The sequence below is a fragment of the Dentiradicibacter hellwigii genome (assembly GCF_041770905.1).
GTDB lineage: Bacteria > Pseudomonadota > Gammaproteobacteria > Burkholderiales > Rhodocyclaceae > Propionivibrio > Propionivibrio hellwigii.
On the sequence record NZ_JBEUWX010000002.1, the window covers coordinates 1,091,288 to 1,114,176 of the forward strand.

20 protein-coding genes are annotated in these 22,889 nt (G+C 60.6%); 6 read left to right on the forward strand and 14 right to left on the reverse strand.

The features are described from left to right. Positions 1–65 precede the first annotated feature (65 nt). Positions 66–719: an NAD(P)-dependent oxidoreductase gene (locus ABCS64_RS07310; protein ID WP_418891207.1), complete on the forward strand. Its 654-nt coding sequence runs from the start codon at positions 66–68 to the stop codon at positions 717–719. 193 nt (positions 720–912) lie between these two features. On the opposite strand, the gene ABCS64_RS07315 is transcribed toward ABCS64_RS07310, so the two are convergent. Both ABCS64_RS07315 and ABCS64_RS07320 read right to left on the reverse strand, forming a co-directional pair. Beyond that, on the reverse strand, positions 913–1,503 hold the full coding sequence (locus ABCS64_RS07315; RefSeq protein ID WP_418891208.1) for a methyltransferase family protein: 591 nt from the start codon (positions 1,501–1,503) through the stop codon (positions 913–915). 113 nt (positions 1,504–1,616) lie between these two features. After that, positions 1,617–2,519 (reverse strand): acetamidase/formamidase family protein, encoded by a 903-nt coding sequence (locus tag ABCS64_RS07320; RefSeq protein ID WP_418891209.1) that lies wholly within the window; start codon positions 2,517–2,519, stop codon positions 1,617–1,619. A gap of 73 nt (positions 2,520–2,592) precedes the next feature. Between ABCS64_RS07320 and ABCS64_RS07325 the strand changes: the two genes are divergently transcribed. Together ABCS64_RS07325 and ABCS64_RS07330 are read left to right on the forward strand one after the other, a co-directional pair. Further along, a complete protein-coding gene (locus ABCS64_RS07325; protein ID WP_418891210.1) occupies positions 2,593–3,246 on the forward strand; it encodes an NUDIX hydrolase in 654 nt (217 codons plus the stop codon). Next, positions 3,246–4,445 carry a sugar transporter gene (locus ABCS64_RS07330; protein ID WP_418891211.1) on the forward strand — a complete coding sequence of 400 codons (1,200 nt, stop codon included), beginning with the start codon at positions 3,246–3,248 and terminating at the stop codon, positions 4,443–4,445. The genes ABCS64_RS07325 and ABCS64_RS07330 overlap by 1 nt, the downstream gene beginning before the upstream one ends. A gap of 1,466 nt (positions 4,446–5,911) precedes the next feature. Here the strand turns inward: ABCS64_RS07330 and folP are convergent. The 3 genes from folP to ABCS64_RS07345 all read right to left on the reverse strand — a co-directional run bounded on the left by folP (position 5,912) and on the right by ABCS64_RS07345 (position 9,547). Further along, a complete protein-coding gene (gene folP / locus ABCS64_RS07335; protein WP_418891212.1) occupies positions 5,912–6,733 on the reverse strand; it encodes a dihydropteroate synthase in 822 nt (273 codons plus the stop codon). Between the two features lie 186 nt (positions 6,734–6,919). Beyond that, entirely contained in the window at positions 6,920–8,803 is a 1,884-nt protein-coding gene (ftsH, locus tag ABCS64_RS07340; protein ID WP_418891213.1) for an ATP-dependent zinc metalloprotease FtsH, read from the reverse strand. 99 nt (positions 8,804–8,902) lie between these two features. After that, positions 8,903–9,547, reverse strand: coding sequence for an RlmE family RNA methyltransferase (locus ABCS64_RS07345; RefSeq protein ID WP_418891214.1), 645 nt, complete (start codon positions 9,545–9,547; stop codon positions 8,903–8,905). Between the two features lie 108 nt (positions 9,548–9,655). On the opposite strand from ABCS64_RS07345, the gene ABCS64_RS07350 reads away from it, so the two are divergent. After that, the gene (locus ABCS64_RS07350) at positions 9,656–10,018 is read left to right on the forward strand and encodes a YhbY family RNA-binding protein (RefSeq protein ID WP_418891215.1); all 363 of its coding nucleotides are present in this window, start codon (positions 9,656–9,658) and stop codon (positions 10,016–10,018) included. A 67-nt stretch (positions 10,019–10,085) separates the two neighbouring features. On the opposite strand, the gene greA is transcribed toward ABCS64_RS07350, so the two are convergent. From greA to ABCS64_RS07395, 9 genes are all read right to left on the reverse strand, one after another. Next, positions 10,086–10,562 (reverse strand): transcription elongation factor GreA, encoded by a 477-nt coding sequence (gene greA, locus ABCS64_RS07355; RefSeq protein WP_418891216.1) that lies wholly within the window; start codon positions 10,560–10,562, stop codon positions 10,086–10,088. Positions 10,563–10,628: 66 nt separating this feature from the next. Next, complete coding sequence (carB, locus tag ABCS64_RS07360) at positions 10,629–13,835, reverse strand: carbamoyl-phosphate synthase large subunit (protein ID WP_418891217.1); 3,207 nt, start codon at positions 13,833–13,835, stop codon at positions 10,629–10,631. 223 nt (positions 13,836–14,058) lie between these two features. After that, positions 14,059–14,421: a hypothetical protein gene (locus ABCS64_RS07365; protein WP_418891218.1), complete on the reverse strand. Its 363-nt coding sequence runs from the start codon at positions 14,419–14,421 to the stop codon at positions 14,059–14,061. 39 nt (positions 14,422–14,460) lie between these two features. Next, complete coding sequence (carA, locus tag ABCS64_RS07370) at positions 14,461–15,606, reverse strand: glutamine-hydrolyzing carbamoyl-phosphate synthase small subunit (protein ID WP_418891219.1); 1,146 nt, start codon at positions 15,604–15,606, stop codon at positions 14,461–14,463. Between the two features lie 589 nt (positions 15,607–16,195). After that, the gene (locus ABCS64_RS07375; protein WP_418891220.1) at positions 16,196–16,342 is read right to left on the reverse strand and encodes a hypothetical protein; all 147 of its coding nucleotides are present in this window, start codon (positions 16,340–16,342) and stop codon (positions 16,196–16,198) included. A gap of 468 nt (positions 16,343–16,810) precedes the next feature. Continuing rightward, on the reverse strand, positions 16,811–17,617 hold the full coding sequence (gene dapB / locus ABCS64_RS07380; RefSeq protein ID WP_418891221.1) for a 4-hydroxy-tetrahydrodipicolinate reductase: 807 nt from the start codon (positions 17,615–17,617) through the stop codon (positions 16,811–16,813). Between the two features lie 21 nt (positions 17,618–17,638). Next, entirely contained in the window at positions 17,639–18,133 is a 495-nt protein-coding gene (locus tag ABCS64_RS07385) for an outer membrane protein assembly factor BamE (RefSeq protein ID WP_418891222.1), read from the reverse strand. A 403-nt stretch (positions 18,134–18,536) separates the two neighbouring features. After that, the gene (locus tag ABCS64_RS07390; RefSeq protein WP_418891223.1) at positions 18,537–18,749 is read right to left on the reverse strand and encodes a heavy-metal-associated domain-containing protein; all 213 of its coding nucleotides are present in this window, start codon (positions 18,747–18,749) and stop codon (positions 18,537–18,539) included. 52 nt (positions 18,750–18,801) lie between these two features. Continuing rightward, on the reverse strand, positions 18,802–21,315 hold the full coding sequence (locus ABCS64_RS07395) for a heavy metal translocating P-type ATPase (protein WP_479686662.1): 2,514 nt from the start codon (positions 21,313–21,315) through the stop codon (positions 18,802–18,804). Positions 21,316–21,730: 415 nt separating this feature from the next. Here ABCS64_RS07395 and ABCS64_RS07400 point away from each other — a divergent pair, with 415 nt between their 5' ends. Then, positions 21,731–22,501 (forward strand): AzlC family ABC transporter permease, encoded by a 771-nt coding sequence (locus ABCS64_RS07400; protein WP_418891224.1) that lies wholly within the window; start codon positions 21,731–21,733, stop codon positions 22,499–22,501. Further along, the gene (locus ABCS64_RS07405; RefSeq protein ID WP_418891225.1) at positions 22,498–22,821 is read left to right on the forward strand and encodes a branched-chain amino acid transporter permease; all 324 of its coding nucleotides are present in this window, start codon (positions 22,498–22,500) and stop codon (positions 22,819–22,821) included. Before ABCS64_RS07400 ends, ABCS64_RS07405 begins: the two co-directional genes overlap by 4 nt. The last annotated feature ends 68 nt before the right edge of the window (positions 22,822–22,889 follow it).

Below are 22,889 nucleotides of genomic sequence, written 5' to 3' on the forward strand. Positions count from 1 at the left end.
TTATCAGCTGTATCGGCCCTACCTACAATAAGTGCTCCTTCACTTAGTCATTCAACGAGGTTTTTATGAAATACGCAGTCATTGGTGCTACCGGTTATGTTGGCAATGCCGTCGTGCGCGAACTCGCCGCACGTGGTCATGCAGTCGCCGCCTTCGCGCGCCACACAGATAAGGTCTTCGCCGCGCCGAATGTGCAGGCAGTCAGGGCCGATGTGCACGATGCAGATTTTGCCGCGCAATTGGCGGGCTTCGATGCCGTAGTCAGCGCGTTCAGCCCCGGCTGGGATAATCCGCATTTTGCCCGCGATTTCACGGCGGCTTATGCGGCAATTGTGGCTGCCGCGCAGACGGCACAAGTGCCTTATTTGTTAGTTATCGGCGGTGCGGGCAGTCTGCTGGTGGATGGTGTGGCGCTGGTCGATACGCCCGATTTCCCGCCACAGCTGTTTGCCGTCGCTGATGCGGAGCGGAATCTGTGGCGCGATTTGTGCAGGAAGCGTGAGGTGAATTGGGCTTTTCTCGCCCCACCGCTGCGTTTTGGCGAAGACCGCGCCGCCCGTCCCGCCCGCACAGGCCGTTATCGTCTGGGCACGGATACGCTGCTGCTGGCCAATGACGGCCCGGCGGGTATCGGCCTGGCCGACTTGGCGGTGGCAATTGCCGATGACGTTGAGCGCAAGGCGCATCTGCATCAGCATTTCACGGTGGCTGCGGTGTGATGCCTTTGCTGTTGCCAGAAAAAATCCCGCTCCATTGGGATTTTTTCTGGGCGGGAACTTCATAGCGGCCTATTTGTTTATGATTTTGCCACTGCCCGCGCGGTCATCACCAATAATCAACATGAGGAATCCCCTAATGCTCGCCGCTTATCTTCAGACCACCGAGCGTGCTCTAGCGTTATTATTCGTCCGCTTAAAAGAACAAAAAATATCTCGGCGTCTTGCGTTTATATTCTAAATACTCCTGCCCATAGGCCTGTGCGCAGTAGCGCTCTTCTCCTAAAACGATCAGGTGGTTATATAGGGCAAAAGGCACTGTCACCCCCCATAGCCACAGCGACGCCGAAGCGATGCAAATGCCTATCATGCCGAGGAAGAAAAAGAAATACATCGGATTGCGCGATAGGCGGTAAATACCGCATTGCACGGTCTTGTCCCGAGGCGTCGCCGCATAGTCGTAAAAAGCCTGAATAAAGCCCGCAAAAGCCGACGCGTAAATCACCATTCCCGTCCAAAACCATGCAGTGCCCGTTTTGAGCGGCACGAACACCGATAAAATAAGCAAGGCGACTTGCAGCAGTGCGCCTATCATCGCATTTCGTTTATCTTCGGCGGTATACCATGAGGTATCGACAGCGCGCTTGCCGACCTCTTTATAGATAAACATATACACAAACTGTATCAATACCATCGCAAAGGCGGGTATCCACGCATTGAGCCAGCCGATTTTAAGCGTCGTAAAAAATGAAATTCCCATAGCCGCTCCTGCCTCTTGTTTCAACAAGAATTTCTCTTACGTAACCTTCCTTCACCGCGCGATTATGCGTTTAAATTTTACCCGTCCACTTGACGCATTGCCTTCTCGGCCGGATTTCTGGAATGTGCATGAGTGCCCATTTACGGCAGCATAATCCCCAGTGTTTCGCACACCGCGCGCGGCAGGGCGAAGCGGCAGGTGCGGTTCGGGTCAACCATCTGGCAGATATGCACATCGCCAGCGATGCTTTGCAGGGCGATCGCGCGATTGGCATCCAGCCCGCCGTGGGCGCAGAGCAGGTCGCTCATCATCAGCGTCGCCATTTCCGCCGCCTGATCCAGCGTCGGGGCGGAGGCAATGGTGTGGCAGGCATCCGCTGTGACCGCCAGCGGCAGCGGATAGGGGCGGCCTTTGATGACGCGCACGTCCACCTCAACCACGCCCTTGATTTCCAGGCCGGAGACGCCGACTTCGCCGTCGCCCATCGCTGCGTGCAAATCGCCCATCGCCAGCAGCGCACCCGCCACGTTGACCGGCAGGAGCAGGGTCGTGCCCTCGCTGATGATTTTGGTGTCCATATTGCCGCCATGCGCATCCGGCGTACCGCAGCTGACCGCTTCTCCGGCGGGTGCGGTGCCGATGACGCCGATCATCGAATTACGCGGCAGGCGCAGCGTATCGAAGAGCACGACGTGATCCTCCGCCACCGGCACAAAGTCGATGCGTCCGGCCGTCAGACGCGCCCCGGCCACGCCCGCGCCGGGCAGGGTCGCCAGCACCGCGCGCTTGTCCAGCTCGATGCGGTGGATATGCACGCGCAGGGTGTCGCCCGGCTCGGCGCCTTCGATGTAAAGCGGCCCGGTCGCCGGATTAATGCGGTTCCAGTCCAGTTGCTCTAAGGTGTCACCGGGCTGCTGAATCTGGTCGGTAAAACAATCGCAGGTCTCGAAGCGGACACGGCTGCCGTCTGCCACACGCAGTACGGGCGGGTTTTGCGACGACATGGCATAGATTATGTGTTCAGCGGAAATGGTAGGGATCATGGGAGGCTCCTGATGGGAATGGGGAGTTGTAGAATACCACCCCTGTTTTCTCTCGCTATCCCGCTATCCTGCTATGAATCCGGCGGCTGCTTTCCCGCAACGGTACACCACCGTTGATGTGGTAATTTTCGCCGTCACCGACGGTCTCCTGTGTATTCTCCTCAGCCGCCACCCGCTCATCCCCAGCGCGCCCTCCCCCACTATGTTCTGCCTGCCCGGCGGCTATATCGACATCGGCCGCGACGCCACCTTTGACGACTGCGCCCTGCGCACACTGCGCGAGAAACCCGGCTTCGCCGCACCCTATCCGGAACCGCTCAGTAGCCGGGACAGCGCCGACCGCAACCCGCATGGCTGGATGGCGACGCACGTTTATTTCGCCCTGGTGCCGCCGCCCGATGCCGCCTGCGCGCAGCCGCTGTCCCTTGACCACAACGATATTCTGTGCACCGCACTGGCGCGTCTGCACAGCAAAGTGGAATACACTTTGCGGCTCGCCTTCCTACTGGCAGCGCCGTTCACCCTGCCACAGTTGCAGCGCGTCTATGCGCCTCTCCTCGGCCGCACGCTCGACAAAAGCGCCTTCCGCAAGCGCACACGGGATGCGAGTCCCCTAGTCGAAGACGGCATGACCAGCGGCGGCTTTGACCGCAATGCGATGAATTACCATCTGGCGCAGCGCGACAGCGCCATCAATTTCTCGCGCCCATTCCGTTCGGAGAAATAATGCCGCTTGTACCCCATTCCCCCATGCCCCCGCGCCACGCCGCGTACCGCCTCGCCTGGTTGCGCGTGCTGACGCTCGCCGTCGCCGCCTTCGTCTTCAACACCACCGAATTCATTCCCATCGCGCTGCTCTCCGATATCGGCGCCGGCTTCGGCATGAGCGCAGCGCAAACCGGGGTGATGTTGACGGTGTATGCCTGGGTTGTCGCCCTCGCCTCGCTACCCGGTATGTTGCTGGAAGCGCAGCAGGAACGGCGTAGCCTGCTGCTCGCGCTCTTTGCCCTCTTCATTGCCAGTCACGCGCTCAGCGCGCTGGCGTGGAATTTCACCGTACTGCTTATCTCGCGCATCGGCGTGGCGCTGGCGCATGCGGTGTTCTGGGCGATTACCGCCGCGCTGGTGGTACGCCTCGCCCCGCCGGGCAGGCAGCAACAGGCCATCGGCTGGCTGTCGATGGGTACGGCGCTGGCGACGGTGCTGGGCCTGCCGCTCGGCCGCTTTATCGGGCAACTGTTTGGCTGGCGCACCACCTTTGCTTTGATTGCCGTCGCTGCCGCTGCCGTGATGCTTGCCGTCTTTCTGCTGCTGCCGCGCCTGCCCAGCCGCAACGCGGGTTCTGTCGCTAGTCTGCCCCTGCTGGCGCGCCGCCCGCTGTTGCTCGGCCTCTACGCTTTTACCGCCCTTATCATCGCCGCCCATTTCACCGCTTACAGCTATATCGAACCGTTTGCTCGCCAGTTCAGCGGCCTGGGCGAAAGCGCGACCACCGCGTTACTCTTGGTCTTTGGTCTCTCCGGCATGGTGGCGAGCGTGCTCTTCGCCCGCCTGCACGCGCGCATGCCGACGCGCTTCCTCACCTGCGCCGTCATGCTGCTTTGCAGTGCTTTGCTGCTCTTGCGCCCGCTCGGCGCCTCGCCGCCAGCGCTGTTCGCCCTAGTCTTTTGCTGGGGCATCGGCATCGCCGCGCTCAGCCTCGCGCTGATGGTGCGCGTACTGCGCCTCGCGCCGGACGCGACCGATGTTGCCATTGCCATCTACTCTGGCATTTACAACATCGGTATCGGCGGCGGCGCGCTCATCGGGCGGCTGGTGATGCAGCATGGCGAGCTTGCCCTCATCGGCCTGGGCGGAGCGGTGCTGGCGCTCGTTGGCAGCGCGCTCTTTGCTTGGACGCAGTGGCGTTTCCGCATGACGCGCTGAATTTTAGGAGTTGAAAAGCTTTGAACACAAAAAGACCCTTTTTGCGGTTCAAAACAGATCAAGAAAAACGGCGCCGGCAATGAGCGGCAGCAATACCGTGATACGGCGATTGGCAGCTGCAAGCGCCGGTTTCTGTCAGGGAACCGCCTTGACTCAACATCCTCGGCCGCCTTACCGCGACGGTAAATAGACTGTCGCACAACTTGCAAAGCAGCATGAATGCAGCCTAGAAATCATCCATCCGTTTTCATCTCGCCAAAGCAAGCACTCAGGCGAATTCCCAAAATAGCCGGAGCGTATTGGCGCGCCGCGCCGGGGTGAAGCATCACCGTCCGAAGCACAGCCGCCGCGACCGAAGACACGCAACACCACCTGCCCCGCAGCCCGCGTAAAACGGGCATCTTCGGAGAGGCTGCCCGCCAGCCCAGTGTTTACACGGGTTTCCGGCCTGCCTATCCGCAAGCCCACTATTTACGTGGGATTCCGGTGTGCCTATGCGCAAACCCAGTATTTACGGGCATTCCAGATTTGTCTATCTGCTAGCCCAATGTTTACGGGCACTTCCGGCCGGTCTGCCCGCAAATGCCCGATCGACAAGGGCTACAGAAGCGACCGGGCTGAAATGCCCAAAAGACGCGGGGTCCAGGCCGATGAGTCATTGCGCTCCGCTGCGGCCGTCGGGCTTATGCCTGACCCAGACAGCCGGCGGCCTGCCCTGCACTCCGCGTAAAACGGGCGTTTCCGGAGGAGCTACCCGCCAGCCTAGTGTTTACGCGGGTTCCCAGCCTGCCTGTCTTCAATCTCCCTATTTACGTGGGTTTCCGGCCGGCCTACCGGAAAATGCCCGAATTTAGCGATATGAAAAGGCTTTTGCAGTGCCATCACAGACTGAAAAATGGGAATAAGGTATGGCCTATAAAGGGTTATTTCGCTAAAGAATGAGGCCCTGAAGCATGAGTTTTGTCCATTATCGCCAGGCGTCTCGGGGAAAGCATGAAGTTTGTTCATGACTCCGGATTTTTTGTGGATGACAATTGTTGGGCGCTGAGCGCGCCGTATTCAGGATGCCAGTCTCGGAAAAACCACAAAGCGCAACGGCTGCGGCGGGTGCAGCCTCAGGCTGTTTGCGGGTCTGGCGTCATTTTTCGTGCGCTGTAGCGCGGCGATTTGTCTGCGCATTCACGCAGCATTTGTTGAAGGCATTGCTCGTACCGACATGTCAAACCGGCCGTTCGTCACCCGTTCAACATCACTTTATGGCAGCCCGGAATGGCGTTGCAACGACAACGCATCGCCGGCAGCGCATAGTCATGTGATCAGGCATGGCAACATCGCCTGAGCAGTTTCTGAAATTTGATTTCCGAGCCTATCCGGAATTTGCGCCGGTGTTCAGACAAGCCGTCAGGTGCCTGCTGCCCGCCCTGCGGCGTTCTTGGACCTTTTCTTCAAGTCGCGGATAGCGCTGTTTACATTCCTTCCAGCGCCTGCCAAACAGCCAGCGCATCTCGCGTTTCGGCCACGTCATGAACACGCAGGATGCGTGCACCGTGTTGTGCTGCCAGTAACGCAGCGGCAATGCTGGCGGGCATGCGTTGCCCCACTTCGCGGCCGGTCATCGTTCCCAGCATTGATTTGCGCGACAGTCCGGCCAGCAAGGGTAGACCATCCACACTGAGTTCAGGCTGGCGGCGCAACAGCTCAAGATTATGCGCAAGCGTCTTGCCGAAGCCAAAACCCGGGTCAAGCACCAAGCGATCGTCGGCAATACCGGCCGCGCGCGCCGCAATAACGCGCTCTTCCAAAAATGCGCGCACCTCACCGACGACATCGCCGTAGACAGGCGCCTGCTGCATGGTCAGCGGTTCCCCCTGCATGTGCATCAGGCACACGGCGCAATCGCTGGCGGCGACGGCTTCCAGCGCACCGGGCATACGCAAGGCGTAAATATCGTTGATCATCGAAGCACCGGAGGCCAAGGCCGCGCGCATCACATCCGGTTTGTAGGTATCGACCGAAATCGGCACGCCGCAGTCGGTCAAGGCGTCCAGCACCGGCAGCAGGCGTGCCAGCTCGTCCGCGAGCGACACGGGCTGACAGCCCGGCCGCGATGATTCGGCGCCAATATCGAGCATGTCGGCGCCCGCCGTGATTTGCCGCCGGGCATGTTCGATGGCGCGTGCCGTATCGTTTGCCACGCCATCCCCGGAAAATGAATCCGGCGTCAAATTGACGATCCCCATGATCAGCGGGCGATCGAGCGAAAAAGAAAACCTGCCGCAACGCAACATGCCAAACCTCATTCAAAAAAAGAAAACGGGAAAGCTGCCTTTCCCGTGATGTATTTCAAGCATTCCGAATTTTCGAACTGATCGCGATTCTGCCCATGCCGCTTTTCGATAGCATCGATCAAAATAGTCGCCATGCAGAAAGAGCAAGAACGTCCTGCGCGCCGGATATTCTCAGTCTCCTCAGTCTCAGGCGGTAGCTTCCGTCGTCGGTGCGGCGTCGGGCGGTGGCGCTTTGGGCGACTCGGTGTTGGTATTTGTCTGCGATGGCTTAGGCGGGCGCGGCGTCCGACCGGCCATGATGTCCTCGATCTGCTCGACGTCGATAGTTTCCCAGTCGAGCAGGGCCTGCGTCATCGCCTCGACCTTATCCCGATGCTCTTCCAGCAAATTCACGGCGCGACCGTACTGCTCATCGACGATACGGCGGATTTCGGCATCGACTTTCTGCATCGTCGCTTCCGAAACATTTTTGTGCTGCGTCACCGACCGGCCAAGGAATACCTCGTTTTCGTTCTCGCCGTATACCATGACGCCCAGATCGGACATGCCATAGCGCGTCACCATGTCGCGCGCCATCTGCGTTGCACGCTCGAAGTCATTGGAAGCGCCGGTCGAAATATCATCGGCAAAAATTTCCTCGGCCGCACGACCACCAAACAGCATACAAATCTGCGCCAGCATCTGCTCGCGATAAAGGCTGAAGCGGTCGTGCTCGGGCAGCGACCAGGTCACGCCCAGCGCGCGGCCGCGCGGGATCACCGTGACTTTGTGCACCGGATCGCACCCCGGCAACAGCGAACCGATAATGGCATGACCGGATTCATGATAGGCGGTTTTCTTTTTGTCTTCGGGCGTAATGATCATCGACTTACGTTCGGCGCCCATGAAGATCTTGTCCTTGGCTTTTTCAAAATCCTCCATATCGACAAGGCGCTTATTGCCACGCGCGGCGAACAGCGCCGCTTCGTTGACCAGATTGGCCAGATCGGCGCCCGACATACCCGGTGTGCCGCGCGCCAGAATATCGGCCCTGACATCCGGCGCCAGCGGCACTTTGCGCATATGCACATTAAGAATCTGCTCGCGGCCACGAATATCCGGCAGCGGCACGACGACCTGGCGGTCGAAGCGTCCGGGCCGCATCAAGGCCGGATCGAGTACATCGGGACGGTTCGTGGCAGCAATGACGATGATGCCGGTCTGCCCCTCAAAGCCGTCCATCTCGACGAGCATCTGGTTCAGCGTCTGTTCACGCTCATCATTACCGCCGCCCAGTCCCGCACCGCGATGGCGGCCGACGGCATCGAGTTCGTCAATGAAGATAATGCATGGCGCGTGCTTTTTGGCGTTCTCGAACATATCGCGTACACGCGCGGCGCCGACGCCGACGAACATTTCGACGAAATCGGAACCGGAAATCGAGAAAAACGGGACTTTCGCCTCGCCGGCAATTGCCTTGGCCAGCAGCGTCTTGCCCGTCCCCGGACTACCGACAAGCAACACGCCTTTGGGGATGCGGCCGCCAAGCTTCTGGAACTTGGACGGATCGCGCAGAAAATCGACCAGCTCCGAGACTTCTTCCTTGGCTTCATCACAACCGGCGACATCGGCAAAGGTCACGCTATTGTTTGAGCCGTCGAGCAGGCGCGCCTTGCTTTTACCGAAGGAGAAGGCGCCGCCCTTGCCGCCGCCCTGCATCTGGCGCATGAAGAACACCCAAACGCCAATCAAAAGCAGCATGGGGAACCAGCTGACAAACACGCTCACCAGGAAGGATTGCTCTTCCTCCGGCCGCGCCTCAACCTTGACGCCGTTCTTGAGCATGTCCGACACCATCCACAAATCCGCCGGCGCATAGGAAGTCACCTTGCGGCCGTCGTTTAGCGTCCCCTTGAGGGTGCGTCCTTCAATGACGACCTTGCTGACGTTGCCATTGGCAACCTCGCCCATGAATTGCGAATATTCCATCGACGGCTGCGGCGTCTGGCGCGTATTGAACTGATTGAACACCGTCATCAGCACAACGCCGATCACCAGCCAGACCGCCATATTCTTGAACATGTTATTCAAAGCGTAACCTCATGCGTATCGCTTCCATCGAACGGGAAGCAGTATGTTGGATTGTATAACGTCCTTGCCTTTTTGACAGATCTGGCATCCGCTTTCGTTTCAACCGTTTTCAAGCCGTTTTCCCACTGTCTTCAGCCCCTTCCCGAGCAGGTACACTTCGGCGCTCCGATCGCGTGAGGCTTCCGGTTTGCGCGTCATTACGCTGCGGAAGTGCTCACGCATGGCACGCACAAAATCCTCGTAACCGTAGCCCTGAAACACTTTGATCAGAAACGAGCCATCCATTTTCAGCCAGCAGCGGGCAAAATCCAGCGCCATTTCGGCCAAATCCATCATGCGTGCCTGGTCGGCGACGGCAATACCTGAAATATTGGGCGCCATGTCGGAAAGAACAAGCCCTGCCCGTTCGCCAGCAAGCAAAGTTTCAAGCCGCCCCAGCGTTTCCGCATCGCCAAAATCACCGCGAATGAAATCGACGCCGGGCAGCGGCGCCATCTCCAGCAGATCGAGCGCGACGATACGCCCGCTCTCCCGCAGACGCTGAACCGCAAGCTGCGACCAGCCGCCGGGCGCTGCGCCAAGATCGACGATAGTTTCACCCGGGCGGATCAAATGATCGCGGTCATCAATCTCCATCAGCTTGAATACGGCACGAGAACGCCAACCTTCCGCCTTGGCGCGCTGCACGAAAACGTCAGTGACGTGTTCATGCATCCATGCCTTGCCGCTTTTCGTCCGCTTCATCGTACAAACCCGTTAGAATCCATTTTTCAGCGTTTCACGTTTCACTTTTTTAACGTCTTCCGACGTTTTTATCCCACCCGGCAACACCAAGCAAACACTCGATACCGAATGCCCACACTCGAAATCAATGCGGAACAACGCCGCGCGCTACGCGCCCGCGCCCACGGACTGGCGCCCGTCGTCGCCATCGGCCAGAACGGTTTATCCGAGGCCGTTCTGCGGGAAATCGCCCGCAGCCTCGACAGCCACGAACTGATCAAAATCCGCGTATTCAACGACAACCGCGCAGAACGCGACGCCTATCTGGCGGCGATCTGCGAACAGCTCAACGCCGCGCCGGTACAGCACATCGGCAAACTGCTCGTCGTTTGGCGGCCTGCGCCAGATGACGAAAAGAATCCCATATCGGCGCAACGGCGTTCCACACGCCGCCGCAGCGCCCCTCGCAAAACAAAACGCAGCTATCAATGAGGGGGCAACGACTACCGCGCCGCGCCTGAACCTCGGTATTTCGCAATACCTGTTCTTGCCGAGCAGACTACTCGTAACGAACGTCCAGCAATTCGTATTCGCGTAAGCCGCCCGGCGCCTGCACCTGGGCAATATCGCCGACGAATTTGCCGATCAATGCGCGGGCGATCGGCGAGTTGATCGAAATCTTGCCGGCCTTGATGTCCGCCTCGTCCTCGCCCACGATCTGATAGGTCGCCTGCTCGCCGGAATCCTGATCCTCAACATCGACCGTCGCCCCGAAAACACAGCGACCCTCAGCATCCAGCAAGGCCGGATCGATGATCTGCGCGCGCGCCAGTTTGGACTCGATTTCCGCAATCCGCCCCTCGATGAATCCCTGACGTTCCTTGGCGGCATCGTACTCGGCATTTTCGGACAGATCGCCGTAAGAGCGCGCCTCGGCAATTGCCGCAATCACATTCGGCCGATCAACGGTCTTGAGCCGGTGCAGTTCGACCCGAAGCTGCTCGGCACCGCGCAAGGTCAATGGAGTTTTACTCATAGATCTTTCATCCAAAAAGCAAACTGCCGGTCCGCGCACGGCGGAAACCGGCAGCCGGGCTGTTAATCAAACGATCTGCGCGTGCAGATCCTGGAGAGAATAAATCGTCAGGCCGCCGCCATTCTTGATCCCTTCCGCCGCCGCCTCGGCGCCCCAGATCGTCGTATACAGCGTTACCTTGGCTGCCTGCGCCGAAACGCGGATAACGCGCGAATCACTGATCGCCTTGCGCTTCTCCTCGACGGTATTGATGATGAGCGCGATCTCGTCGTTCTTGATCATGTCGGCAATATGCGGCCGCCCTTCCGTCACCTTGTTGACCGTCGTGACCGGTATGCCCGCCGCTGCAATCGCCGCCGCCGTGCCGCGCGTGGCCAGCAGCTGGAAGCCGCTTGCATGCAGATCGCGCGCCACGTCCACCGCTTTCTCCTTGTCGGAATCCCTGACGCTGATGAACGCCTTACCCTGATCCGGCAGGCGCACATGCGTCGCCAGCTGGCTTTTGACGAAGGCTTCCGCAAAGGTTTTGCCGACGCCCATCACCTCGCCGGTCGACTTCATCTCCGGGCCAAGAATGGTATCGACCCCAGGGAATTTGTTGAACGGGAAAACGGCTTCCTTGACCGAAAAATACGGGGGGATCACCTCGTGCACGACACCTTGTTCGGCCAGCGATCTGCCCGCCATGCAACGCGCGGCAACCTTGGCCAGCGGCAACCCCGTTGCCTTGGAAACGAACGGCACGGTACGCGAAGCGCGCGGATTGACTTCAAGCACATAAACCGTTTCGCCCTGAATGGCGAACTGGACGTTCATCAATCCGCATACATTCAGCCCCTTGGCCATCAGCCGGGTCTGACGGCGCAGCTCATCCTGGATTTCCGGCGACAGTGAATAGGGCGGCAACGAACAGGCCGAATCACCCGAATGCACCCCCGCCTGTTCGATATGTTCCATGACGCCGCCGATGATGACTTCTTTTCCGTCAGAAAGCGCGTCAACATCGACTTCCACAGCATTATTGAGGAAGTGGTCAAGCAGAACCGGCGAATCGTTCGACACCTTGACGGCCTCGCGCATATAGCGCTCCAGATCGCGCGGTTCATGCACGATTTCCATGGCGCGCCCGCCCAGCACATAGGAAGGGCGGACGACGAGCGGATAACCGATTTCCCCGGCCAGACGCAAGGCGTCCGCCTCGGTGCGCGCCGTGCGGTTAGGCGGCTGTTTCAGGCCAAGATCATTGAGCAGCTGCTGAAAGCGCTCGCGGTCTTCCGCCGCATCGATCATATCCGGCGACGTGCCGATGATCGGCACCCCGTTGGCCTCAAGATCACGCGCTAGCTTGAGCGGCGTCTGCCCGCCAAACTGGACGATGACGCCCGTCGGCTTTTCGATAGCGACGATTTCGAGCACGTCCTCCAGCGTCAGCGGTTCAAAATACAAGCGGTCCGACGTATCGTAGTCAGTCGATACCGTTTCCGGATTGCAGTTGACCATGATCGTTTCGTAGCCATCCTCGCGCATGGCCAGCGCCGCATGTACGCAGCAGTAATCGAACTCGATCCCTTGACCAATACGGTTCGGTCCGCCGCCAAGCACCATGATTTTCTTTCGGTGACTCGGCATGGCCTCGCACTCATCTTCATAAGTCGAGTACATATAGGCGGTGCTCGTCGCAAACTCGGCCGCGCAGGTATCGACGCGCTTATAGACCGGACGGATACCCAGCAGGTGGCGGCGCGCCCGCACCTGTCCTTCGCTCGTATGCAGCAGACGCGCCAGGCGGCGGTCGGAAAACCCTTTGCGCTTGAGCTCACGCAGCGTCGGGGCGTCGATGTCGTTGAGCTTCATGTCGTCAAGCAACATCTCCATGCGCACGATGTCCTCAATCTGCGCCAGGAACCACGGATCGATATGCGTGAGCTGGTGCACTTCATCGAGGGTAAAGCCGTTTTCAAAGGCATCGCCCACGTACCAGATGCGCTCCGGCCCCGGCTCGCCCAGCTCTTTCTCCAGTTCCTCGCGGTCGGTCGTATGCTGGTTCATGCCATCGACGCCGACCTCCAGTCCGCGCAGGGCTTTCTGGAAGGCTTCCTGGAACGTGCGGCCAATGGCCATGACTTCGCCGACGGACTTCATCTGCGTACCCAGACGCGAATTGGCCGTCGGGAATTTCTCGAAAGCAAAACGCGGCACCTTGATGACGACATAGTCGATCGCCGGCTCAAACGAGGCCGGCGTCTTGCCGCCAGTGATTTCATTGGCCAGTTCGTCGAGCGTATAACCGACCGCCAGCTTGGCCGCTATTTTGGCGATGGGGAAGCCGGTCGCCTTGGAGGCCAGCGCTGAAGAGCGCGAAACGCGCGGATTCATTTCGATGACGATGATGCGCCCGTCCTTCGGGCTGACGGCGAACTGCACGTTTGAACCGCCGGTATCGACGCCAATCTCGCGCAGGATGGCGATCGAGGCGTTGCGGATGAGCTGGTATTCCTTGTCGGTCAGCGTCTGCGCCGGCGCGACGGTGATCGAGTCGCCGGTATGCACGCCCATCGGGTCGAGATTTTCGATCGAGCAGACGATGATGCAGTTGTCTTTCTTGTCGCGCACCACCTCCATCTCAATTTCTTTCCAGCCGATCAGGGACTCCTCGATCAGCAGCTCGTGCGCCGGGCTGGCCTCAAAACCGCGTTTGCAAACCGCCAGAAACTCCTCCTGGTTGTAGGCAATCCCGCCGCCCGTCCCGCCGAGCGTAAAAGAAGGGCGAATAATCACGGGGAAACCGATCGTCGCCTGGATTTCCTGCGCCTCGGCCATCGAGTGGGCAACACCGGAACGCGCCGACTCCAGGCCGATGTTCGTCATCGCCGCCTTGAATTTCTGGCGATCCTCGGCTTTTTCGATGGCATCGGCGCGGGCGCCGATCATTTCGACGCCATATTTTTCCAGCACGCCGTGGCGCGCCAGATCCAGAGCGCAATTGAGCGCCGTCTGCCCGCCCATCGTCGGCAGCAGTGCATCGGGGCGCTCCTTTTCGATGATTTTTTCCAGAACCTGCCAGGTAATCGGCTCGATGTAGGTCGCATCGGCCATTTCCGGGTCGGTCATGATCGTCGCCGGGTTGGAATTAACGAGGATGACGCGATAGCCCTCCTCGCGCAGCGCCTTGCACGCCTGCACGCCAGAGTAGTCGAATTCGCACGCCTGGCCGATGACGATGGGGCCGGCGCCGATAATAAGGATGGATTGAAGATCAGTTCTTTTAGGCATCGTTCTGGATTTTGAAAAGCGGTGGCACGCGCCGCATCAAGTCAGTCAAACACTTACTCACACCACAAACATCTGAAAACCGTCAGCCGCCGCGCGCTGAACATGGCGGACGGTCATAGGCATACGGAAAGGACGCCGCCACTGCATCGGCGGCAAGAAGCCGGCACAAGATGAACATCGCGCGACATCGCGCCACCTCATGCCCCATCATTCCCTTCCAGCATCACTCATGCCGGTTACGATCAAGCTTGTCGATCAGCGCCTGCGCACGCTCCGGCGGCATGTTTTTCTGCATCAGCTGCAACAGGCCGTCCCCTTCGACGATGGGGCGCAGCACTTCGATTTCGGCCTCGTAAAACTTTACATCCCAGGCCGCCAGTTCATTGTTGAACGTTTCATCGTCCCAGGTCTTGCCTTTCGCCAGCAGGGTAATCAGCGGCATGGCCTTGTTTCCGATAAAAGCCTTTTTGTAAGGCTTTTGCGCCCAGCGGCTGGCAAACCATTCCCGATATTGCGGCGCCAGCGTCAACATGCGCTTGGCAATGGCTTTTTCCAACGGTGCCTGGGGAAATTTGTAGAGTTTCATGACCGTATTCCTTACTTAAGGGATATCACACTATTCACACTATTTTGCGGGCGCAGCCGCCATCTTTTCGATGAAACGATCGAACAGGTCGGCGACGTCGTGCGGCCCGGAACTGGCTTCCGGGTGCCCCTGGAACGAAAAGGCGGGCGCATCGGTGCGCTCGATCCCCTGCAACGAGCCGTCGAAGAGGGAGATATGCGTCGCTTTCAGCCCATCTGGTAACGTTTCGGGATCGACGGTAAAACCGTGGTTCTGGCTGGTAATCATCACCTTGCCGGTACTCAGATCCTGCACCGGGTGGTTGGTGCCGTGATGACCGAACTTCATCTTCACCGTCCTGGCGCCGGAGGCCAGCGCCAGCAACTGATGCCCGAGGCAGATGCCGAACATCGGGATTTTCGCCGCCAACAGCTCGCGGATCGCATCGACGGCATAAGCGCACGGCTCGGGATCGCCCGGCCCATTGGAGAGAAACACGCCGTCCGGCCGGTATTTCAGCACCTCCGCAGCTGGCGTCTGCGCCGGCACGACCGTCAGCCGGCAGCCGCGCTGCGTCAATAGACGCAGGATGTTGCGCTTGACGCCAAAATCATAGGCCACGACATGGAACTTCGCCTCGCCCGCGGGCTGGTAGCCTTCCAGGCTCCAGGTGCCGCCGTCGCGCCATTCATAGGGCGCTTCGGTACTGACGACCCTGGCCAGATCCATACCAGCCAGGCCAGGAAAAGCGCGCGCTTCCGAGAGCGCTTTGGCCTCATCGATCTCGCCGGCCATCAAACAGCCGGCCTGCGCCCCCTTGTCGCGCAACAGCCGGGTCAGCTGCCGCGTATCAATGCCGGCAATGGCGACCACGCCAAAGCGTTTGAGAAAATCCGGCAATGACTCCTGCATGCGCCAGTTTTCGGCGCGCAACGGCAGATCGCGGATAACGAGGCCGGCGGCAAAGCACGAGGGGGACTCAAAATCCTCGTCATTACAACCGGTATTGCCGATGTGCGGATAGGTCAGCGTCACGATCTGCCGGCAATACGAGGCATCGGTCAGAATTTCCTGATAACCGCTCATGGCCGTATTGAAGACGACCTCGCCAACGGCAAGGCCCTCCGCGCCGACGGCATAGCCGCGAAAAACCGTTCCATCGGCCAGCGCCAGAATCGCCGGGGGAAAAGAGGGTAACAAAGACACGAAAATCTCCAGTTCCGTCGCTTGGATGTGCCGCTCGGAGCACAACTCGGATATGCAAAGCGGGATCGGCACACGCCAATCCCGCCGGCTTTGCGAAAGCGAGAGGATTATAGCCGCGCCCCGCACGGGCGGCAATTTCCGCCCCGTCATCCGCGTCTTTTGGGCATTGCAGTGGCAGCGCCCCTGAAGCCCGCATAAACAGGGCATTACAGCGTGGGCACCTCTGAAACCCTTATAAACAGGGCGTTGTAGCGATGCCTTCCCCGCAGCCCTTATGTAGCGTGGATTCCAGGGCGCCTACCGCCACAGCTCTTATGTGATGCGAGTAATAGCGCAGCGGTCAGTGAGAGGAAATTTTCCGGCCGTATAAAAAAGCAGTACCCTGAAGCCCGCATAAACAGGCCATTACAGCGTGGGCACCCCTGAAACCCTTATAAACAGGGCGTTACAGCGACGCCTGCTCTACAGCCCTTATGTAGCGCGGATTCCAGGGCGTCTATCGCTACAGCCCTTATTCCACGCGGGCTGCGGGGTACGCTGCCCGCAAAGCCCCGCGGATCGCGGACGTACAAGCCTGTCGCCCCGACGATCAAAGAAAAGATGAACGGAAATGGGCGCCAGCGCGCAGCACAGCGATCAGCGAGAAGGCAATCCCGACCGGATGCAGAAACGGCGGCAAAGCAAGGTTAATCAACGAGGAACACGAAGTCACCGGACTGACGTCAAAAGCAGCCAAGCGCCCTTTTCACTTCTTTCTCTCCCTTTCTTCCCGCCCATCCGGCAGAGCGGTAAATGCCACCCCGTCATCCACGTCTTTTGGGCATCGCAGCGGCAGCACCCCTGAAGCCCTTATAAATAGGGCGTTGCAGCGATGCCTGCCCCGCAGCCCTTATGTAGCGCGGATTACAAGCCACTTACCGCCACAGCCCTTATATGGCGCGGGAGACAGCGCAGCGGTCAGTGAAAGGAAATTTTTCCGGCTATATGAAAAGCGGCCCCCCTGAAGCCCCTATAAACAGGGCATTACAGCGTGGGCACCTCTGAAACCCTTATAAACAGGGCGTTGTAGCGATGCCTACCCTACAGCCCTTATGTGGCACGGGTTACAAGCCACCTACCGCCACAGCCCTTATTCCACGCGGGCTGCGGAGCACGCTGCCCGCAAAGCCCCGCGGATCGCGGACGCGCGATCTGTCGTCCGCGGTTAGCGCAGGCCGAGCACGTCCTGCATGTCGAACAGGCCGTTTGCTTTGCCGGCCAGAAAGCGCGCGGCGCGCAGGGCGCCCAGGGCATAGGGCATGCGGCTGCCCGCTTTGTGGCTGATTTCCACACGCTCGCCGATACCGCAGTACATCACCGTATGATCGCCCACGATGTCGCCGCCGCGCACCGTGGCAAAGCCGATGGTCGAGGGATCGCGCTCGCCGGTCACGCCCTCGCGCCCATACACAGCGCATGCCTTGAGATCGCGCCCCAGCGCCTTGGCGACGATTTCGCCCATGCGCAGCGCCGTGCCGGAGGGGGCATCGACTTTCAGCCGATGGTGCGCTTCGACGATCTCGATGTCGTAGCCCTGCGCAAGAATGCGCGAGGCAACATCGAGCAGTTTGAAGACGGTATTGGCGCCGACGCTCATGTTCGACGAGAAGACGACCGGAATTTCCTTCGCCGCCTCGGCAATCGCCTGCTTGCCGTCCGCCTCGAAGCCGGTCGTGCCGATGACGATCGCCGTCCGATGCTTGCGGCACAAGGCCAGATGCGCCAGCGTCCCTTGCGGGCGGGTGAAGTCGATCAGGCAATCGGCGGCGGCAACGGCCGCTTCGACATCGGCAGTCACCGGCACATCGCAGCTTAAGCCGACCAGTTCGCCGGCCGTTTTGCCGACCGACGGCTGGGAGGCCTGATCGACGGCCGCAACCAGTTCGGCCCCTTCATCCTTGATCGTCGATTCGATGAGCATCCGCCCCATGCGGCCGGCCGCACCTGCGACAGCAATTTTGATCGCGCCCATAGTCCGCTCCTTGCAAAGTTTTCAGAAACCGATTTTCTCGAACATGCGGCCAAAGAAACCGCGCTCGCCTTCATGCTCCGGCGGCGGCGCGGCCGTGTCCGGGTCGACCGAGCCAAGATCGAGTTCCTGCATCCGGTTGGCGGGCACCGCCGCATCCGTTTTCTCCTCCGTCGCGGCCACGACATCGCCCGTCACACGCGCCAGCCGGCCTTCGCCGTCGAAGAACAGCGTCAGCTTCTGCTCCTCCGTCTCGCCCGTGCTGCCTTTATGCAGGCGATAGATGTAATCCCAGCGGTTGGCATGAAAAATATCCATCAGCAGCGGCGTCCCCAGAATAAAGCGCACCTGGTCTTTCGACAGGCCCGGCCGCAATTGAGACACCATCTCCTGCGTCACCACGTTGCCCTGCTGGACATCAATTTTGTACTCATTGACGATGCGCGGTACGCGCGTACACGCGCCCAGCGCGCTGCACGCCAGGGCCAGCGCAAAGATACGGAAGCAGTTCAAGTTCATGATGCGCGGAAAGTTTCTGCGAATGATTGAAAAGAGTCGATGTATGCAAAGCCCGCTTCACCGCCGGCGCCACGCGCCAACAGCCGGCAGACACGATAGAAGGCCACTATGATAACCGAAAATGCACCGCCCGCCGCCCGCCGGTTCGTACCTGCGCGGCGTTGGCGTGCAGGCATCCCTCGTCGGCAGACCGGCAAGCGCCCGGCGCACGCCGCACTGCCCTGAACTGAGCGCCGCATTGCCCAGAACGTTTCCGCAGTCGGGCGCCCAGAGCGCATAGAGGGCCGCTTTCGTCAAACATAGTTTTAAAGCAATTCAACAGGCCACGAACCGCGCCATTTTGCGCTCACGACCTCCCCTCCCACACCTTTCCACGCATTCTGAGCGCCGGCCGGGCGCGGCCTCACAGCGCGTCGAACCCCGCGTCTTCGATGGCCTCGCGCAGCTGCGCTTCACCGACACGCGCTTCATCATGAACGATGACGGCCCGCGCTGCATCCAGCGACACTTCTACCTGTTCGACGCCAGGCAGGGCCTGCAATACATTCGTTACATTTTTGACGCAGCCCTGACAATGCATACCACCGACACCGATCACTGTCTGCTTTGCCGCCATTTTCTACTCCTCCGGAAAAATTCAGGGAAATCCGTACGCTAAACGTCACGCACTAACTATCACGCTCCGGCCGCCAGCGACGCAGCAGCAGCGAATTTGAAACGACCGAGACCGAGCTCATCGCCATCGCCGCGCCGGCAATGACCGGGTTGAGCATCCCCAGCGCCGCCAGCGGGATGCCGAGGATGTTGTAAATAAACGCGAAGAAAAGATTCTGCCGAATCTTGCCCAGTGTCGCACGCGACAGGCGAATCGCGTCGGCCACGCCGTGCAGATTACTTTTCACCAGGGTGACATCGGCCGCCTCAACGGCCGCATCGGAACCGGCACCCATCGCAAAGCTGACATCCGCGGCCGCCAGCGCCGGCGCATCGTTGATGCCGTCGCCGACCATCGCCACGAGCCGGCCATTTTCGCGGAGCGCGGTGATGGCGTCCGACTTGCCCGCCGGCGATACCCCCGCGCGTACTTCGTCGATACCGGCGCGCGCGGCGATCGCCGCCGCCGTCCGCGCATTGTCGCCGGTCAGCATGATGACCCGCGCGCCCAGCACTTTGAGCCGCGCGACGGCGTCGGACGAGGTTTCGCGTAAGGGATCGGCGATCGCCAGCAGCGCCAGCGCCCGTCCGCCATTTGCGGACACTTCCGCCAGCACGGTCACCGTCTTGCCTTCGTTCTGTAAGGCGGCAATCCGCTCCGTCGGCAGCGGCACGCCGGCCAGCCAGTCCGGCGACCCCAGGCGCAGGCGCCGCCCCATGACCGTCGCCTCGACTCCCAGACCGGGCGAGGCGCAAAAATCGGCCAGCGGCGGCACGCTCGCGCCCAGGCTTTCCGCCTGCCGCAATACTGCTTTGGCCAGCGGGTGTTCTGACCCCTGCTCCAGCCCGGCGGCATAGCGCAGCACTGCTTTTTCATCGAGCGGCGCATCCGCCGCCAGCACAATGATGTCGGTCACGGCCGGCTCACCGCACGTCAGGGTGCCCGTTTTGTCGAGCGCCAGCGTGCGCACCTTGCCGGCCTGTTCCAGCGCGACCGCGTTTTTGATCAGGATGCCATGCCGCGCTCCCTGTCCGACCCCGACCATGATCGCCGTCGGCGTCGCCAGGCCCAGCGCACACGGGCAGGCAATCACGAGCACGGCCACGGCATTGACCAGGGCGACGCTGAAGATGCCGCCATACCCCCACCAGCCGATGAACGTCAGCAGCGCAACACCGCAGACGACCGGCACGAATACGGCGGAAATCCGGTCGGCCAGACGCTGGACAGGCGCTTTTGACCCTTGTGCCGCATCCACCAAGCGGATGATGCCGGCCAGCAGCGTATGTTCGCCAACCCCGGTGGCGCGGCAGCGCAGCATGCCTTCGGCGTTGACGGTCGCGGCAAACACTTTATCGCCGGGATGCTTGGCGACCGGCAGGCTCTCGCCGGTCAGCATCGCCTCGTCGACGCTGGAGGCGCCTTCGAGAATTTCTCCATCGACGGGCACGCTTTCACCCGGCCGGACGATGAAAACATCGCCGGGAATCAGCTGCGCAGCATCGACTTCGAGAATACGGCCATCGCGCTCGACGCGCGCCGTTTTTGGTTGCAGACGCGCCAGCGCTTCGATGGCGGCGGTCGTGCGCGCCTTGGCGCGCGCTTCGAGCAGCTTGCCGAGCAAGACCAGCGTCATGACCGAAGCCGAAGCCTCAAAGTACACCGGCAGATCATGAAAACCGCCGAGCGTGACGATCAGGCTGAAAAAATACGCCGCGCTGGTGCCCAGCACGACCAGCACATCCATGTTTGCACCGCCGCCGCGCAGCGCTTTCCAGGCGCTGTCGTAAAAACGCCGGCCAATCCAGAACTGTACGGGCGTCGCCAAGGCGAGCTGCCACCCGCGCGGCAGCAGGTCGTGGTGGCTGTGGCCGGAAAAATCCAGCCCGTTGAACATTGTCACCATCTGCGCCGCCAGCGGCAGGGTCAGCAAGGCAGCCATCCAGAAACGGCGCAGATCGGCGCGGTACTGCGCCGCTTTGCGCGCTTTGTCCGCCTCGCGCGCCTGATCATCGGCAATGCGTCCGCGAAAACCGGCGCGGCCGATAGCGGCCAGAATGCCCTCCGCATCGGCCAGACCCGGCGCATAACGCACGCGCGCATGTTCCGAGGCGAGATTGACCGTCGCCTCAACGCCCGGCAGGCGGTTGAGCACCTTTTCGATGCGGGCGGCACAGGCGGCGCAGGTCATGCCTTCGATGCTGACATCGAGCATCTGCGGCGGCACGCTGAATCCGGCTTTTTCAATGGCCGCCACCACGCGCGCGGGAGTCGCTGGAGTTGCGGGAGTCGCAGAATTAGCAGAAGCAGCCTCCGGGGAAGTCATGACCACGCGTGCACGTTCCGAGGCGAGATTGACCGTCGCCTCAACCCCCGGCAGGCGGTTGAGCACCTTTTCGATGCGGGCGGCACAGGCGGCGCAGGTCATGCCCGCAATCGGCAGATCGAGAACAACGGCCGCACCCGCGCCACCAGGCGCCTGCGCATGTTTCCGTTGATTTTCCGGCAGATTTTCTTCCTTTTTCATCATTGACACATCATTCATATCGTTCGCACGCTGATAACGCGCAAGCACGGTCCAGTCTGGTCGCCCTGCCCGCCGATCATCGGCATGCGCACCGGCGTCGGAGTATATGACCCCTCGGCTGGGGAATCGTTCTTTCAGCCATCTCGCGCCCTACGCCGAGGCACAAGACAGCACAGGCTGGGGCAGCCTCACTTGTTCCAGCCGCCGATGACAACGCTGCGGCAGCCACCATACGGCCAAAAATTCCTGATACGGCATCCTTTCTTGCGCAGCATCGTGCAAAAAAACCGGCGGCAGCGCAAATCAATGTCTACCGGACGCATCCGGAAAACTCGCCCGGCGGAGCGCCTAACGGGGCGGACATGGCCGCGTGTGGCGGTCGACATCAGTCCCGACGATTTCACATAGAATACTTGTGCTGATCTTTTCTGCAAAAATCCACACGCCCATGAACCCCGCGCCACCTACACCGCGCGAATCCGAGTCGAAATCGCCGCATGCACCGCCGCCGCTTTCTCTGTTGGCGATGACGATGCCTGTTGCCATGGGCTACATTCCGCTGGGCATGGTATTCGGCTTTCTGTTCGCGCAATCCGGCGGCGCCTGGTGGCTGGCCGCCCTGGCAAGCCTCATCATCTATGCAGGCGCCGCGCAGTACATGATGGTGCCCATGCTGGCCGCCAGCACACCGCTCGGCGCCCTGGCGCTGGCCACGTTGATCGTCAATCTGCGCCATATTTTTTACGGCCTCTCGCTGCTCGACCGCTTTCCCCGCCGCCCTTGGCCCTTGCGCTGGTACATGGTCTTTGCGCTGACCGATGAAACCTATTCGGTGCTGACCACGGCAACAACCGCTACGCAAAGGCAAATGGCGTGGCTTGCCGTACTCAACCACTGCTGGTGGATATTGGGGTCCACGTTGGGCGCACTGGCCGGCGCGCATGCAAGAATTGATCTGGTGGGTCTGGATTTCGTGCTGCCCACGCTGTTCGCCGTGCTCGCCGTCGAACAGTGGCGCAGCCGGAGAAATCCGTTGCCGTTGCTCACGGCGCTTGCCGCTTATGCCATTGCCGTCTGGCTGCTGCCGCAGCATGCGCTGGCCGCTGCCATCGTCCTGTGCATCATCGCCAGCCTCTGCTGGCCGGACAAGGCCCTGCTCGCCGCCGGAAAAGGGAAAGCGCGATGATCGATACGCCCTATACCATCGCCGCAATTCTTGTCATGGGACTGGTGACGTTTGCGCTGCGCGCCTTGCCCTTCATCGCCGCCTTCTGGCTTGAGCATTCGCCGCTCGTCCGGCGGCTGGGCGTTTTTCTGCCGCCGGCAATCATGATGCTGTTGCTCGTGCATTCGGCGACAGGCGCCAGCCGCGAGCACGTCGGCGGCCCCTGGTTCGAAATTGTTGCCATTCTCCTCACCGCCGCGCTGCAATGGCGCAGCCGCAACGCGCTGCTCAGTATTCTGGCGGGAACGGGCGTGTACGTATTGCTGCGCAACATCGGCTGATATGGGCAACGCGGCCGACTGCGCCGCAGGCGGCCGGAAGCGGCCGAGGCGCCCAGAGGCAGCCAGAT